Here is a 13,975-nt window from a genome sequence, read left to right as displayed (position 1 = left end):
CCTACGGTCCGTAGGCTGCGCACATGAGCGAAGACCCGCTGGCAAAGCAGCCACCCGAGGGCGAGAACCCCTATCCCCAGCAGCCCCCGCCGCCGTCCTACGGCGGAGAGCAGGGACCTCCCGGAGCCCCGGCCTACGGCCAGCCCAATGCCGGGTACGGCCAGCCGAACGCCGGGTACGGCCAGGTCGGCGCCCCCACCGGACCGTTCTACATCTCCGCCTTCGGCGGTGAGCAGGGTCCGCTCGAGCTGGGGCAGCTGGCCCAGATGGCGGTCGCCGGCACCCTCAAGGGCGACACGATGGTGCGCACCGGCGAGAACCCGAACTGGTTCCCCGCCAAGCAGGTCCCGGGGCTGTACTCCGACAAGGACTGGCTCACCGCGCTGCTCCTCTCGGTGCTCGTCGGCGGCTTCGGCGTCGACCGCTTCTACCTCGGCTACACCGGACTCGGCATCCTCAAGCTCGTCACCTGCGGCGGGGCGGGGATCTGGGCCATCATCGACCTGGTCCTGATCGCGATGCGCAAGCTTCCCGACGCCAATGGACGTCCGCTCGCCTGAGAGAGCCACGCGCCCCCCGATCGCCGGCACCGAGCTCGTCGCGATCGGGGGGCTCGGCGCGCTCGCGCTCGCCTTCGTCCTCGCACCCGACGGCGTCGAGGACGGCCCGATCCTGTGCCCGTTCCGCCGGCTCACCGGGCTGCCCTGTCCCGGCTGCGGGCTCACCCGATCCTGGGTCTACCTCGCGCACGGGCGCTGGGAGGACGCCTTCGCCGCGCACCCGTTCGGGATCGTGGCCGTCCTCGCCGTCGTGGCGCTGGTCGCGGTGGTCGTGCTCGCCCGCGTGCGGGGTCGCCGGCCGCCGAACCTCAACACACTGGCACGCCTGCGCTGGGTGCAGGTGATCCTCGGCGCCTGGCTCGCCTTCGCCGCCGTCCGCCTGGTGCTCGCGCTCTGAGCGGACCGACTGCCGGGATGTCGCTCAGGCGTCGTGCTCGGCGATGTGGACCGCGTGTCCACCGAACTGGTTGCGCATCGCCGCGACCGCCTTCATCGCCGGGCTGTCGTCCTGGCGGGAGGCGAACCGGGCGAACAGGGCGGCCGCGATGACATTGGCCGGGACGGCGTTCTCGATCGCCGCCTCGACGGTCCAGCGGCCCTCACCAGAGTCCTCGGCGTAGCCCCGCAGTGCGTCGAGGTGCTCGTCCTCCTCGATGGCCGCGGTGAGGAGGTCGAGGAGCCAGGAGCGGATGACGGTGCCGGTGCGCCAGGAGTCGAAGATCGCCGGGACGTTCTCGACCAGGTCGATCGTCTCGAGCAGCTCCCAGCCCTCGGCGTAGGCCTGCATCATGGCGTACTCGATGCCGTTGTGGACCATCTTGGCGAAGTGCCCGGCGCCGGGCTTGTGGCCCGCGTGCACGTAGCCGCCCTCGGCCGGCTTGAGCGCCTCGAAGGCCGGCATCACCTTGGCGATGTCGTCGTCGGAGCCGCCAGCCATCAGCGCGTAGCCGTTCTTCAGGCCCCACACGCCGCCGCTGACCCCACAGTCGACGAAGCCGACGCCGTCCTCGGCCAGTGCCGCGGCGTTGAGCTGGTCGTCGGTCCACTTGGAGTTGCCGCCGTCGACGACGAGGTCGCCGGCGCGCAGGAGCTTGCGCAGCTCGGCGATCGTGGATCGGGTCGGCTCACCGGCCGGCACCATCACCCAGACCACGCGCGGCTCGTCCTCCGGGAGCGCCTCGACCAGGGCGGCCAGGCTGTCGACGTCGGAGAGGTCCGGGTTGCGGTCGTAGCCGACGACCGTGAGCCCGGCATCGCGCATCCGGGTGCGCATGTTGCCACCCATCTTGCCGAGTCCGACGAGTCCGATGTGCATGCGAGCCTCCGTTGAGCCAGTGGTCCGGTGGTCAGGGTGGTGCCGTGGGGCGGTCAGGACAGGAGGCGCCGCGGCATCAGCAGGTAGCGGAAGCCGGTGTCGATGCCGGCGTCGTCGCCCTGGTCGGCGGTGACGCCGCTGATCACGACCGGCTTGGACGGCTGGGTGAACGCCAGCTCGACGACGTCCTGGTCGATGGCCGAGAGGCCGTCGAGGAGGAACTGCGGGTTGAACCCGGTGGTGAGCTCGGCGCCGTCGATGGTCGCGGGGATCGACTCCGAGGCCTGCGCCTCGTCGCCCGATCCGGCGTCGAGCGTGAGGACGCCGTCGGCGAAGTGGAGTTGCACGGCGGTGTTGCGCTCGGCCACCAGAGCGACGCGCTTGACCGACTCGATGAGCGCAGCCTTGTCGACCTTCGCGGTGGTGAGCTTCTCGTTGGGGAACAGGCTGCGGACCTTCGGGAACTCGCCGTCGAGAAGCCGGGTGGTGGTGCGGCGGATGCCGCCGGGGCCGGCGCCCTCGAAGCCGATCAGCCCCTCCCCGGTGCCGGTGTTCGACAGCGCGAGGGTGACCTCGCCGCCCGCGGTGAGCGACTTGGCGGTGTCGCCGAGAACGCGGGCTGGTACCAGCGCGGCGACGGACTCGTCCGGGGTGCGCGGGTTCCACTCCAGCTCGCGCTGGGACAGCCGGAACCGGTCGGTGGCCAGCAGCGCGATCGTCGAGCCGTCGATCTCGACCCGGACACCGGTGAGCACCGGCAGCATGTCGTCACGGCCGGCCGCGGTGACCGCCTGGGCGACGGCGTGCGCGAAGACGTCGCTGGGGACGGTGCCGGTGGCATCGGGCATGTCGGGGATGGTCGGGTAGTCCTCGACCGGCATGGTCTGGAGGCTGAAGCGGGCCGAGCCGCAGGTGAGGGAGACGCGGGCGCCGTCGATGACCATCTCGACCGGCTTGGCGGGAAGGCTGCGGCAGATGTCGGCGAGGAGGCGGCCGCTGACCAGCGCGGTGCCCTCGTCGTGCACCTCGGCGGTGAGGGTGGCGCGCGCCGAGGTCTCGTAGTCGAAGGTCGACAGGACGAGGCCGTCGTCGCTGGCCTCGATGAGGAGGCCGGCGAGGACAGGGGCGCTGGGGCGGACGGGCAGGCTGCGCGCGGCCCAGGCGACGGCGTCTGCGAACACGTCGCGGTCGACACGGAACTTCACAACTGATCCTTCGCAGGGGTCTGTGCACGGCGGGAAGGGTGGCGGGCGGGAGGCGCTGCGATGAGTCGTCCCGCGTTCGCATCCTGCCACGCGGACGGAGTCGTCCACAGCGGGTGGGCCGGTTGGAGTTCCACGGAGATTCGCTGCGGGTAGGTACTCGTAGGAGTCATAGGAGCTGTGTGATCTGTGGAGAACCGGCGTTCGCGCTGGTGGGAGCGCTGCCGGGCTGTGCACGAGGGGTGTGGAGATCGTCGCGCGAGCGTGGTCGGGTTGTGAGTCGCGGCGAGGCCGTCGGGTCGTCGTCCCCAGTTGTCCACAGATCCTCCCCGTGTAGTTCGAACTACAAGACCGAGCTGATCCACAGGCCGGTGGCAGCGGCGCTCAGGACTGGCGGGCCTGCATCTTGACCCGGTTGGTGAGCTCGCTGACCTGGTTGAACACCGCGCGGCGCTCGCCGAGGAGCTGGTTGATCTTGCGCTCGGCGTACATGACGGTGGTGTGGTCACGGTTGCCGAACTGGGCCCCGATCTTCGGCAGGGAGAGGTTGGTGAGCTCTCGACACAGATACATCGCGATCTGGCGGGCGATGACCAGATGCCGGCCGCGGCTGGGCCCGGTGAGCTCCTCGATGGAGAGACCGAAGTAGGCGGCGGTCTGGGCGATGATGAGCGAGGCGGTGATCTCCGGCTCGCCGCCCTCGGGGATCAGGTCCTTCAAGACGATCTCGGCGAGGGTCATGTCGACCTCCTGCCGGTTCAGGTTGGCGAAGGCGGTGACGCGGATCAGGGCACCCTCGAGCTCGCGGATGTTCGTCTGGATCTTCGAGGCGATGAACTCCAGCACGTCCGGAGGCGCGGTGAGGCGGTCCATGGCCGCCTTCTTGCGCAGGATCGCGATGCGCGTCTCGAGGTCGGGGGGCTGGACGTCGGTGATCAGGCCCCACTCGAACCGGTTGCGCAGCCGGTCCTCGAGCGCCTCGAGCCGCTTGGGGGCACGGTCGGAGGTGAGGACGATCTGCTTGTTGGCGTTGTGGAGGGTGTTGAAGGTGTGGAAGAACTCCTCCTGGGTCTGGGTCTTGCCCTCGAGGAACTGGATGTCGTCGATGAGCAGGACGTCGACCTCGCGATAGCGGCGCTTGAACCGATCCTGCCGGTCGTCGCGGATCGCGTTGATGAACTCGTTGGTGAACTCCTCGCTCGAGACGTAGCGGACCTTCGCCCCGGTGTAGAGGCTCCGGACGTAGTGGCCGATCGCATGGAGGAGGTGGGTCTTGCCGAGTCCGGAGTCCCCGTAGACCAGGAGCGGGTTGTAGGCCTTGCCCGGGGCCTCGGCCACCGCGACGGCGGCTGCGTGGGGGAACCTGTTCGAGGAGCCGATGACGAAGGTCTCGAAGGTGTACTTCGGATTCAGCCGGGTCTCCAGCGCAGAGCCCTTGCTCGGGTCGGGCCCGAGGAGCTGATCGCGCTCGTGGGTGGGTGCCGTGGGACCCCCCACCCCGGCTGTGTTTGTCGACATATCGATGGATTCACTTGTCGATGTGTCGCCACCTTCGTGGATCTCCATGGGCGGCAGGTCGCCCAGCTCGGAGTTCACGGTGACCAGGATCCGGATCTCGTGTCCGAATTGACCCGAGAGCGCGTCCTCGAGCTGACCGCGGAGGCGACCCTCGAGCTGGGAGCGGGTGAAGTCGTCGGGAACCGCGACGATCGCGGTCTTCTCGTGAAGGGTGACCGGCTGACTCGTCTTCAGCCACGCCTGGTGCTGCGGCTGCAGGTCCTTGATGACCGAGCGCCAGGCGACGTCGAGGGGAGAGTCCTGGGTGGCGGTGGCCTCGGCGTGTGCGCCAGCACCCTGCGCTATCGATCGGTCCCCGGACGGGGGTGCGGCTGGGGTGTGCTGCTGGTCGTCCACGAACGGGCTCCTGATGCTGGGCTGTGGGGGCGGGCTGCGCCGGGCAGCCGGCGAGGGAGGTGCGACGAGGGTGCGGGGGCTTGGTCAGGGATGGGTCAGAGATGGGTCAGGGATGGGTCACGGATATGGCCTGGGTGCGCACGGCAGCGAGGCGCCGAGACTCTGTTCCACAAGTTTCTCCACAGGGTGTGAACCAGAACTCGGACCTGTGGAGAGCGCCCGGAGGGCTGCTGATCGCGGCGGCTTCACAGGGGTCTCCAGACGGTATTCGCGCAGGTCAACGGGTGAAGCCTGGCATGCTGGACGACACGAGCCGAACCGGGGCCCGCATCGGGCCAGGAGCTGGCGGGGAAGCCCGATCTATCGAAAAAGTAGCCCGGTGACGGCGACCGGAGCAAGCCGTTGTCCACAGGTCCGGGGCGAGCGGTGCCGCATCGGCTCCGGGCAGGACGCCGCATGGTCCAGTGTCGGTTTGACCCTGTCTCTCGCGAACGCGTACCGTTCCTAGGTCACCCGGGGTCGACGGGTGCCGCATGTCCACTCCCAGCCACGGCTCCACAGCCTCGGCGCCCTCGGAGTGGATGGGCGGTGCCAGCCGAACTCGTTCGTCGCCTGACCCGCCGCACCAGTGTGGGTCGTTCGACGATCAGATCCGGTAGGCGCGCCCAACACTCGCAAGCAGTTCGGGGCCCTCACCGTGTGGCCCAGGACCGAATGAACGAAGGAATGCCGTGAGCAAGCGCACCTACCAGCCGAACAACCGTCGTCGTCACAAGACGCACGGGTTCCGTCTCCGCATGCGCACCCGCGCGGGTCGCGCGATCCTGTCGGGTCGTCGTCGCAAGGGTCGCAAGAGCCTGGCCGTCTGAGCCTCGGCTCAGTCAGCCACGCTCCGCGTCCCGTCGGCCAGCCACCGCCGGCGTCGTGCTGCCCGCAGCACACCGCCTGACAGACGCTGCAACGTTCCGTACCGCGTCGCGGCGTGGGAGGCGTGCGTCCAGCCGTCGCCTGGTCACCCACCTGTGGTGCCCCGAGGCCGGCTCGGCCGATGATCGAGCGCCCCGCGTTGGTTTCGTCGTGAGTAAGGCGGTCGGCAACGCCGTGGTCCGGAACCGGGTCCAGCGGCGCCTGCGACACCTGATGCGACCGCGGGTGGAGGGCTTCCCCGCGGGCTCGGTCCTGGTGATCCGGGCTCTGGCGCCGGCGGCCGGATCCTCTTCGGCCGCACTCGGCGCCGACCTGGAACGCTGCCTGGACCGGCTCGGGCTCCCGGCCGCGTCCGAGGCACCGGCATGAAGTACTTGTTGATCGGGCTGTTGAAGCTCTACCGCCTGCTGATCAGTCCGTTGTACGGACAGGTCTGTCGGTACTACCCCACCTGCTCGGCCTACGCGCTTGAGGCCGTCCAGGTGCACGGCAGCATCAAGGGCTCGTGGCTCGCCGTGCGTCGCCTGGCACGCTGTCATCCGTGGGCCGCCGGCGGCGTCGACAAGGTCCCTCCCCGTCGTTCTGTTCCACCCGTCTCCAAGCAAGGAGCTTGAGTACCCGTGGGTTTCCTCTCCGACATCGGCAGCATCATCATGACGCCGCTGTACTACGCCATCTCCGGCATCATGCTCGCCTGGCACGAGGTGTTCAGTCTCTTCCTGGATCCTCAGGGCGGTCTGTCGTGGGCGCTGTCGATCATCGGTCTGACCGTGGTCATCCGGGTGCTGCTGATCCCGCTCTTCGTCAAGCAGATCAAGTCGCAGCGCAACATGCAGCTGATCCAGCCGAAGGTCAAGGAGCTGCAGAAGAAGTACGGCCACGACCGGCAGAAGCTCGGCGAAGAGACGATGAAGCTGTACAAGGACGCGGGTACGAACCCGTTCGCGTCCTGTCTGCCGCTGATCCTGCAGATGCCGATCTTCTTCGCGCTGTTCCGGATCCTCGACCAGGCGGCGCGCAACAACGAGGGCCGCGGCTTCCTGAGCGATGCTCGGGCCCAGGACTTCGCGAACTCGTTGATCTTCGGGCACATCCCGATCAAGGAGTCCTTCTGGCAGGCCCGCGTGTGGGGCCCCAACGGCGACGCCACGGTGATGATCGTGGCGGTGATCCTCGTGATCGCCATGACCGCGACCACGTTCACCACCCAGCGCCAGCTGATGCGCAAGAACATGCCCAGCGATGCGCTGACCGGACCGTACGCCCAGCAGCAGAAGGTGCTGCTCTACGTGCTCCCGCTCGTGTTCGGTATCAGCGGCGTGGCCTTCCCGATCGGGGTCCTGCTGTACTGGACCACCTCGAACCTGTGGACGATGGGCCAGCAGTTCTACGTCATCCGCAACAACCCCGCCCCGGGGACGCCGGCGTTCGCGGCCAAGAAGGAGCGCGACCTGGCGAAGGCGCGGGCCAAGGGCATCGCCTCGGGTGACATCGAGCCGGAGCCGGAGCCCGAGACCGATCGCCGCCCCGCCGTCCGGCAGCAGCCGAAGCGGCAGAGCAAGGCCGAGCGGCAGCGTCAGGGCACGAGTCGTAGCGGCCAGCCGGTCGAGGCCAACCCGGCTAACCCGGCTAACCCCGCCAACACGGCGAAGCCGTCGCTGGCGAAGACCGACGGCTCGGCCGAGGTGGACGCCGAGCCGGAGCAGGCCCCGTCGAAGCCCGGGCAGGGCAAGTCGTCGCCGGCCAGCGGGACGCGTGCCGGCGGTGGCCGCCAGGGCGTCCCGAACAAGTCCAAGAAGAAGAAGAAGCAGGGAGGCCGCCGATGAGCGCCGATGCCGAGATCGAGACCGCGGACCAGCCGGAGGCTGAGCAGGACGACCGCCTGACACACCTCGAGCAGGAGGGTGACATCGCGGCCGACTACCTCGAGGAACTGCTCGACATCGCCGACCTGGACGGCGATCTCGACATGGACGTCGAGGGCGACCGCGCGGCCGTGTCGATCGTCGGCGCCGATCTGCAGCAGCTGGTGGGTCCGAACGGCGAGGTCCTCGAGGCCCTCCAGGAGCTCACTCGCCTGGCTGTGTACCGCGAGACCGGGGAGCGGTCCCGGCTGATGCTCGACATCTCCGGCTTCCGGGCCGCGCGCCGCGCTGCGCTGGAGAAGCTCGCCGCCGAGACGGTCGCCACTGTCGAGGAGTCCGGTGCGCCGGCGTCCTTGGAGCCGATGACGCCCTTCGAGCGAAAGGTCGTGCACGACGCCGTCGCTGCCGCTGGTCTCACCTCGGAGTCCGAGGGCGTCGAGCCACGCCGCTACGTGGTGATCCTGCCGCGGTGATGGGCACCTGGTGAGCGACGAGGTTTCACGTGAAACACCCCCTGTGCCCGAGGAGGCGCAGGGGGTGTTTCCGCCTGGGCGATTGGACCTTGCCGTCCGGTACGCCGATCTCCTTGCCACCGACGGAGTGACCAGAGGGTTGATCGGGCCGCGCGAGGTGCCGCGGCTGTGGGATCGCCATCTGCTGAACTCGGCGGTGCTCTCCGAGCAGGTCGCCGAGGGCGCGACCGTGGCCGACATCGGCTCTGGGGCGGGCCTGCCCGGTCTCGTCCTCGCGATCGCGCGTCCCGATGTCACGGTGACCCTGGTCGAGCCCTTGTTGCGGCGGACCACCTTCCTAAAAGAGGTGGTCCGAGACCTGGGTCTGGACGTACGGGTCGTCCGAGGGCGGGCCGATCAGCTCCATGACATCGAGCGGTTCGACGTCGTGACCTCGCGAGCGGTCGCTCCCCTGGACAGGCTCCTGGGGTGGAGCATGCCGCTGGTGAGCCCGAACGGCGCTCTGGTCGCGATGAAGGGGTCCCGCGCCGAGCAGGAGATCGAGGATGCGGCGTTGGCCCTCGAGCAGTGGGGTTGCGCCACACCCGAGGTGCACGAGTTGGGCTCCGGGAGCCTCCCCTCCACAACTCGCGCGGTCCGAGTCGCCTGGGCCGATCCGTCGTCGGTATCGTGGCCGGTCCAGCGTCCCGGGTCGTCGGGGAGCGGGTCGTCCACCGCGCCACGCAAGAAGAAGGCGCGACGTCGTCGCCGTTGAGCTACTCCCGAGTTATCCACCGGCCGTTCCCCGCGTGAATCGGCAGGTTCTCCACAGATTTGCATCGAGTTTTCCCCAGGCCGTCGCGGCCTGTTTCACGTGAAACGGAGTCATCAGTGACCAGCAGTTCCGGTTCCGACGGCCAGTCGGCAGAACCCACCGAGCCGACCGTCCGTACAGCGGGGGATCTCGCCTCGTACGACTCTTTCGACGCCGAGGAGACACCGCTGGCGCGGGCTGCTCAACACACCCTTCTCGCGCGACGCACCGGGCCGAGCGCAGGCCCGGCGGTCGGGGCGGCCGAGCGCCCTCGAGCGACTCGGGTGATGGTGGTCGCCAATCAGAAGGGCGGGGTCGGCAAGACCACCACGACCGTCAACGTCGCTGCCGCGCTGGCGCAGCTGGGTCAGCGCGTGCTGGTCGTCGACCTCGACCCCCAGGGGAACGCCTCCACCGCCTTGAACGTGGAGCACCACCGTGGCGTCCCGTCGACCTACGACGCGTTGGTGGACGGCCGACCGCTGGTGGAGATCGCCCAGGTGTGCCCCGACCTGCCCGCGCTCCAGGTGGTACCCGCGACGATCGATCTCGCCGGCGCGGAGATCGAGCTCGTCAGCGTGGTCGCCCGTGAGGGCCGGCTGCGCAAGGCGATCCACGGCCACCCGCTCGTCGGAGCCGAGGGTCTGGTGGGCGAGGACCGCTTCGACTACGTGCTCATCGACTGCCCGCCGTCGCTGGGACTCCTGACCCTGAATGCCCTGGTGGCGGGCGAGGAGATGATGATCCCGATCCAGGCCGAGTACTACGCCCTGGAAGGGCTCGGCCAGCTGCTGGAGACGGTGGAGATGGTGAAGGCTCACCTGAATCCGGACCTCTCGGTCTCCACCATCCTGCTGACCATGTTCGACGCTCGCACCAGGCTCGCGGCCGGCGTGGCGCAGGAGGTGCGGACCCACTTCGGCGACCAGGTCCTGCGGACCGCTATCCCGCGGTCGGTGCGCGTCTCGGAGGCCCCGTCCTATGGGCAGACCGTGATGACCTACGATCCCGGTTCGCCGGGGGCGCTCTCCTATCTGGAGGCCGCCCGTGAGATCACGACCCGAGGAGTACGAGCATGAGCGCGCCTGGCACCCGACGCGGACTGGGCCGCGGGCTCGGTTCTCTCATCCCCACCGCCCCGGCGACCAAGCCCGACGCGGCGGACTCCTCGCTCGCCGAGGAGACCGCGGCAGCCGGCCGGCAGGCGGCGCATCCCGGTGGCGACGGCTCGGCGGACGGCGCCGGGCCGGGCTCGGCCACTCCGGGCTCGACCCTGGCACCGGTGGAGGGTGCGTACTTCGCCGAGCTCCCGATCGAGCAGATCGTCCCGAACGCGGTGCAGCCTCGTCAGGTCTTCGACGAGGAGGAGATGGCCGAGCTCGTCCACTCGGTGCGCGAGGTCGGGCTGCTGCAACCCATCGTGGTCCGCTCGACCGGTCCGGAGTCCTATGAGCTGATCATGGGCGAGCGCCGCTGGCGTGCGTCCCAGGAGGCCGGTCTCACCACGATCCCGGCGATCGTGCGGCAGACCGAGGACGTCGACATGCTGCGCGATGCGTTGCTGGAGAACCTGCACCGCAGCCAGCTGAACCCGCTGGAGGAGGCCGCCGCCTACGCCCAGCTGCTCGAGGACTTCGACTGCACCCACGAGGAGCTCGCCACCCGGATCGGGCGGTCCCGGCCGCAGATCAGCAACACGCTCCGCCTGATGCGGCTCAGCCCCGCGGTACAGCGCCGCGTCGCGGCCGGCGTGCTGTCGGCGGGCCATGCGCGCAGCCTGCTCGCCGTCGAGGACGCCGACCTCCAGGACCGGCTCGCTCAGCGCGTGGTCGCGGAGGGGATCAGCGTGCGCGGGCTCGAGGAGATCGTCGCTGTGGCCGACGGCGAGCTGGCCGGCCGCACGAACCGGCAGACGCGACGCAAGCCGGTGGCCCCGGGTCTCGCCGATCTGGCCGAGCGGCTCTCGGACCGCTTCGAGACCCGGGTGAAGGTCGACCTGGGGCAGCGCAAGGGCAAGATCACCGTCGAGTTCGCCTCGCTGGACGACCTGCGCCGCATCGTCGACATCATGGACCCCCGCAATCGCACCGATCGCCCGATCTGAGCCGTCCAGCAATGTCGACATATCGAGATGTCGAGGGAACGACACATCGATAGGTCGATAGATCGAGGAGCCCGGCTCAGTCGCCGCCCTGGGCCGCTCGGCGAGCCGCTCGGCGAGCCACCCGCTCCCGCTTCTCCGCCGCGTCCATCCGGGCGGCCTCCTCGGGCGTCGGTGCGCTGCCGCCGTAGGACGCCGGGAGCCACCACGAGCCGGGCGGCTGCTCGTCCTCGGGGTAGGTGCGGATGGTCTCGTCGAGCAGGGCCGTCATGATCCGCCGCAGCTCGGCCGTCTCGGCCACGGGATCCGCACCGCTGGGTCGCATCGGCGGTGCGCAGCGCACCGCGATCGTCTTCCCGCGACCCAGATCCAGGTCGTGGTCCTTGGTCATCATCCGATGGGTGCCCCACAGGATCACCGGAATGATCGGTACGCCCGCCTCCGCGGCGATCCGGACCGCGCCGGTCTTGAACTCCTTCAGCTCGAACGACCTCGAGATCGTCGCCTCGGGAAAGATCCCGACGACCTCTCCCGAACGGAGGTAGTCCACGGCGGCGGCGGCCGAGGCGGTCCCGGCGCCCCGGTCCACCTCGATGTGGTGCATGGAGCGCATCAACGGTCCCGACACGGGGTTGTTGAAGATCTCGTGCTTGGCCATGAACCTCACCAGGCGGCGCGACGGGTTGGCGGCGAGCCCGCCGTAGATGAAGTCCAGGTAGCTGATGTGGTTCAGCGCCAGCAGCGCCCCGCCCTCACGGGGCACGTGCTCGGCGCCCGAGGTCTGGAAGCGCTGGCCAAGCATCCAGAACGCCGTCTTGGCGCTGGCGATGATCGGCGGATAGGTCAGGTCGCGCATCGGGGCTCCTGGATCTCAGCGGTCAGCGGCGGGTGGCGAGGAACTCGGCGATCCGGCCGATCGCCTCCTCCAACATGACGACGTCGGGCAGCGTCACCAGCCGGAAGTGATCGGGGTGCGGCCAGTTGAAGCCGGTCCCGTGGGTCACCAGGATCTTCTTGGCCCGCAGCAGGTCGATCATGAACGCCTCGTCGTCCTCGATCCGGTACACGTCGGGGTCCAGCCGCGGGAAGCAGTAGAGCGCGCCCTGCGGCCGGACCGAGCTGACCCCGGGGATCTCGTTGAGCAGCCGGTCGGCGAGCATGCTCTGCTCGTAGAACCGGCCGCCGGGCACGATGAGCTCCTCGATCGACTGGTAGCCGCCCAGGGCGGTCTGGATCGCGTGCTGTGCCGGCACGTTGGCGCACATCCGCATGTTCGCGATCAGGGTCAGGCCCTCGAGGAAGTCGGTGGCGATCTCCTGCGGTCCGGAGATCATCACCCAGCCAGCGCGGTACCCGCACACGCGATAGGCCTTTGACAGACCGCTGAAGGTCAGGCAGAGGACGTCGTCACCGGCCGCCGCAGCGGCGTGGTGGTGTACGGCGTCGTCGAAGAGGATCTTCTCGTAGATCTCATCGGCGAACACGACGAGCTCGTGGCGCCGGGCGATGTCGACGAGGCCGTCGACGATCTCCTTGCTGTACACCGCACCGGTGGGGTTGTTGGGGTTGATGATCACCAGGCCGTGGGTGTTCTCGGTGATCTTCGACTCGATGTCGGCCAGGTCGGGGACCCAGCCGTTCGCCTCGTCGCACAGGTAGTGCACCGGCGTGCCACCCGACAGCGTGACCGCGCCGGTCCACAGCGGATAGTCCGGTGCGGGCACGAGGATCTCGTTGCCGTCGTCGAGGAAGGCCTGCAGCACCATCGAGATCAGCTCGGAGACGCCGTTGCCGATGAAGACGTCGTCGACGGTCGTGTCCCGCAGGCCGCGCTGCTGGTAGTACTGCGCGACGGCGGTACGCGCGGAGAAGATGCCGCGCGAGTCGCTGTAGCCCTGCGAGGTCGCGAGGTGGTGACTGACGTCGGCGAGGATCGCCTCGGGAGCCTCGAAGCCGAACGGGGCCGGGTTGCCGATGTTCAGCTTCAGGACGCGGTGACCTTCGGCCTCGAGTCGCTGGGCCTCGACGAGGATGGGGCCGCGCACGTCGTAGCGGACGTCGTGCAGCTTGCGGCTCTGACGGATCTGGCGCACGGCGGCATCCTCGCAGGTCGGGCCGGGCGCAGTACCGTGCATCCCATGACACGCCGTCCGGCGACGCGGCGAATCGTCCGACTCACACCCGACGTGCTCGAAGCGCTGGGCGAGGCCGGTGTGCGCTGTCGGTGGTGCTGCTGGTGGGAGCTCGACGCGGTCCGGCGCGGCGGGCTGGACGAGGAGGACTGCGCGGCCGAGAAGGACGCCTGGCTCTCGGTGGTGCTGCGCGAGTGGGGTTCGTGCGGCCGAGTGGTGTTCGTCGACGACGCGCCGGTTGGCTACGTCTGCTACGCGCCTCCCGGCCTGGTCCCGGGCGCTGCGGCGCTACCCACCGCGCCGGTCTCCGCCGATGCCGTGCTCCTCACCACCGCGTTCGTCGCCCCCGAGTACGCCGGCGGCGGGTTGGGCCGGATCCTGGTGCAGGCGATGGCCCGCGACCTGATCGAGCGCGGCGGGATCCGCGCGGTGGAGGCCTTCGGAGCTCGAGCGTCGCCTGGCGGGTGCGTGGTGAGTGCGGAGTTCCTGGCCCGGGTGGGCTTCAAGACCCGCCGGGACCACCCCCGCACCCCGCGCCTGCGGATGGACCTTCGCTCGGCGCTCACCTGGCGCGATGAGGTGGAGGCGGCGCTGGAGCGCCTGGTCGGCGTCGTCCGGCCGCCGACTCCGGCGCTGCGTCGCGACGGGCAGCGGCCCGCGACGCACACGACCCCGGACGTCGGGTGACGTCCG

At 69.5% G+C, this 13,975-nt stretch carries 16 protein-coding genes; 11 read left to right on the top strand and 5 right to left on the bottom strand.

Features of this window, described 5'->3' with window-relative positions; all coding sequences use genetic code 11:
- The first annotated feature begins 23 nt into the window (after positions 1-23).
- Together WMR31_RS05190 and WMR31_RS05185 are read left to right on the top strand one after the other, a co-directional pair.
- Positions 24-560 (top strand): NINE protein, encoded by a 537-nt coding sequence (locus tag WMR31_RS05190; RefSeq protein ID WP_340537718.1) that lies wholly within the window; start codon positions 24-26, stop codon positions 558-560.
- On the top strand, positions 541-957 hold the full coding sequence (locus tag WMR31_RS05185) for a DUF2752 domain-containing protein (protein ID WP_340537717.1): 417 nt from the start codon (positions 541-543) through the stop codon (positions 955-957). Before WMR31_RS05190 ends, WMR31_RS05185 begins: the two co-directional genes overlap by 20 nt.
- A 24-nt stretch (positions 958-981) precedes the next feature.
- Here the strand turns inward: WMR31_RS05185 and gnd are convergent, their stop codons facing one another.
- From gnd to dnaA, 3 genes are all read right to left on the bottom strand, one after another.
- Positions 982-1,875 (bottom strand): phosphogluconate dehydrogenase (NAD(+)-dependent, decarboxylating), encoded by an 894-nt coding sequence (gnd, locus tag WMR31_RS05180; protein ID WP_340537716.1) that lies wholly within the window; start codon positions 1,873-1,875, stop codon positions 982-984.
- Between the two features lie 53 nt (positions 1,876-1,928).
- Positions 1,929-3,080 (bottom strand): DNA polymerase III subunit beta, encoded by a 1,152-nt coding sequence (gene dnaN / locus WMR31_RS05175; protein ID WP_340537715.1) that lies wholly within the window; start codon positions 3,078-3,080, stop codon positions 1,929-1,931.
- A gap of 381 nt (positions 3,081-3,461) precedes the next feature.
- Positions 3,462-4,940 (bottom strand): chromosomal replication initiator protein DnaA, encoded by a 1,479-nt coding sequence (dnaA, locus tag WMR31_RS05170; protein WP_340537989.1) that lies wholly within the window; start codon positions 4,938-4,940, stop codon positions 3,462-3,464.
- 782 nt (positions 4,941-5,722) lie between these two features.
- Here dnaA and rpmH point away from each other — a divergent pair.
- The 8 genes from rpmH (at position 5,723) to WMR31_RS05130 (ending at position 11,153) form a co-directional block, all read left to right on the top strand.
- Positions 5,723-5,860 carry a 50S ribosomal protein L34 gene (gene rpmH / locus WMR31_RS05165; RefSeq protein WP_139979691.1) on the top strand — a complete coding sequence of 46 codons (138 nt, stop codon included), beginning with the start codon at positions 5,723-5,725 and terminating at the stop codon, positions 5,858-5,860.
- 55 nt (positions 5,861-5,915) lie between these two features.
- Positions 5,916-6,287, top strand: a complete 372-nt coding sequence (gene rnpA / locus WMR31_RS05160; RefSeq protein ID WP_340537714.1) for a ribonuclease P protein component — start codon at positions 5,916-5,918, stop codon at positions 6,285-6,287.
- Positions 6,284-6,532 (top strand): membrane protein insertion efficiency factor YidD, encoded by a 249-nt coding sequence (gene yidD / locus WMR31_RS05155; RefSeq protein ID WP_340537713.1) that lies wholly within the window; start codon positions 6,284-6,286, stop codon positions 6,530-6,532. The genes rnpA and yidD overlap by 4 nt, the downstream gene beginning before the upstream one ends.
- 6 nt (positions 6,533-6,538) lie before the next feature.
- Complete coding sequence (gene yidC / locus WMR31_RS05150; RefSeq protein ID WP_340537712.1) at positions 6,539-7,744, top strand: membrane protein insertase YidC; 1,206 nt, start codon at positions 6,539-6,541, stop codon at positions 7,742-7,744.
- On the top strand, positions 7,741-8,256 hold the full coding sequence (locus tag WMR31_RS05145; RefSeq protein WP_340537711.1) for a Jag family protein: 516 nt from the start codon (positions 7,741-7,743) through the stop codon (positions 8,254-8,256). The genes yidC and WMR31_RS05145 overlap by 4 nt, the downstream gene beginning before the upstream one ends.
- A 10-nt stretch (positions 8,257-8,266) precedes the next feature.
- Positions 8,267-9,010 (top strand): 16S rRNA (guanine(527)-N(7))-methyltransferase RsmG, encoded by a 744-nt coding sequence (rsmG, locus tag WMR31_RS05140; protein ID WP_445321602.1) that lies wholly within the window; start codon positions 8,267-8,269, stop codon positions 9,008-9,010.
- A gap of 326 nt (positions 9,011-9,336) precedes the next feature.
- Entirely contained in the window at positions 9,337-10,128 is a 792-nt protein-coding gene (locus WMR31_RS05135) for a ParA family protein (protein WP_340537709.1), read from the top strand.
- Positions 10,125-11,153 carry a ParB/RepB/Spo0J family partition protein gene (locus WMR31_RS05130; RefSeq protein ID WP_340537708.1) on the top strand — a complete coding sequence of 343 codons (1,029 nt, stop codon included), beginning with the start codon at positions 10,125-10,127 and terminating at the stop codon, positions 11,151-11,153. The genes WMR31_RS05135 and WMR31_RS05130 overlap by 4 nt, the downstream gene beginning before the upstream one ends.
- A 76-nt stretch (positions 11,154-11,229) precedes the next feature.
- On the opposite strand, the gene WMR31_RS05125 is transcribed toward WMR31_RS05130, so the two are convergent.
- Positions 11,230-12,006, bottom strand: a complete 777-nt coding sequence (locus tag WMR31_RS05125) for a lysophospholipid acyltransferase family protein (RefSeq protein WP_340537707.1) — start codon at positions 12,004-12,006, stop codon at positions 11,230-11,232.
- A gap of 22 nt (positions 12,007-12,028) precedes the next feature.
- Positions 12,029-13,243: a pyridoxal phosphate-dependent aminotransferase gene (locus WMR31_RS05120; protein ID WP_340537706.1), complete on the bottom strand. Its 1,215-nt coding sequence runs from the start codon at positions 13,241-13,243 to the stop codon at positions 12,029-12,031.
- 45 nt (positions 13,244-13,288) lie between these two features.
- Between WMR31_RS05120 and WMR31_RS05115 the strand changes: the two genes are divergently transcribed.
- Positions 13,289-13,969, top strand: a complete 681-nt coding sequence (locus tag WMR31_RS05115; protein WP_340537705.1) for a GNAT family N-acetyltransferase — start codon at positions 13,289-13,291, stop codon at positions 13,967-13,969.
- Positions 13,970-13,975 lie beyond the last annotated feature (6 nt).

It is taken from the genome of Nocardioides epinepheli (assembly GCF_037936805.1).
GTDB lineage: Bacteria > Actinomycetota > Actinomycetes > Propionibacteriales > Nocardioidaceae > Nocardioides.
This window is presented reverse-complemented; position numbering and strand designations above follow the sequence as displayed.

Coding starts and splice junctions, on each gene's coding strand:
- WMR31_RS05190 (WP_340537718.1), top strand. CDS start 24: ATGAGCGAAGACCCGCTGGCAAAGCAGCCACCCGAGGGCGAGAACCCC.
- WMR31_RS05185 (WP_340537717.1), top strand. CDS start 541: ATGGACGTCCGCTCGCCTGAGAGAGCCACGCGCCCCCCGATCGCCGGC.
- gnd (WP_340537716.1), bottom strand. CDS start 1,875: ATGCACATCGGACTCGTCGGACTCGGCAAGATGGGTGGCAACATGCGC.
- yidD (WP_340537713.1), top strand. CDS start 6,284: ATGAAGTACTTGTTGATCGGGCTGTTGAAGCTCTACCGCCTGCTGATC.
- WMR31_RS05145 (WP_340537711.1), top strand. CDS start 7,741: ATGAGCGCCGATGCCGAGATCGAGACCGCGGACCAGCCGGAGGCTGAG.
- WMR31_RS05135 (WP_340537709.1), top strand. CDS start 9,337: ATGGTGGTCGCCAATCAGAAGGGCGGGGTCGGCAAGACCACCACGACC.
- WMR31_RS05130 (WP_340537708.1), top strand. CDS start 10,125: ATGAGCGCGCCTGGCACCCGACGCGGACTGGGCCGCGGGCTCGGTTCT.
- WMR31_RS05125 (WP_340537707.1), bottom strand. CDS start 12,006: ATGCGCGACCTGACCTATCCGCCGATCATCGCCAGCGCCAAGACGGCG.
- WMR31_RS05115 (WP_340537705.1), top strand. CDS start 13,289: ATGACACGCCGTCCGGCGACGCGGCGAATCGTCCGACTCACACCCGAC.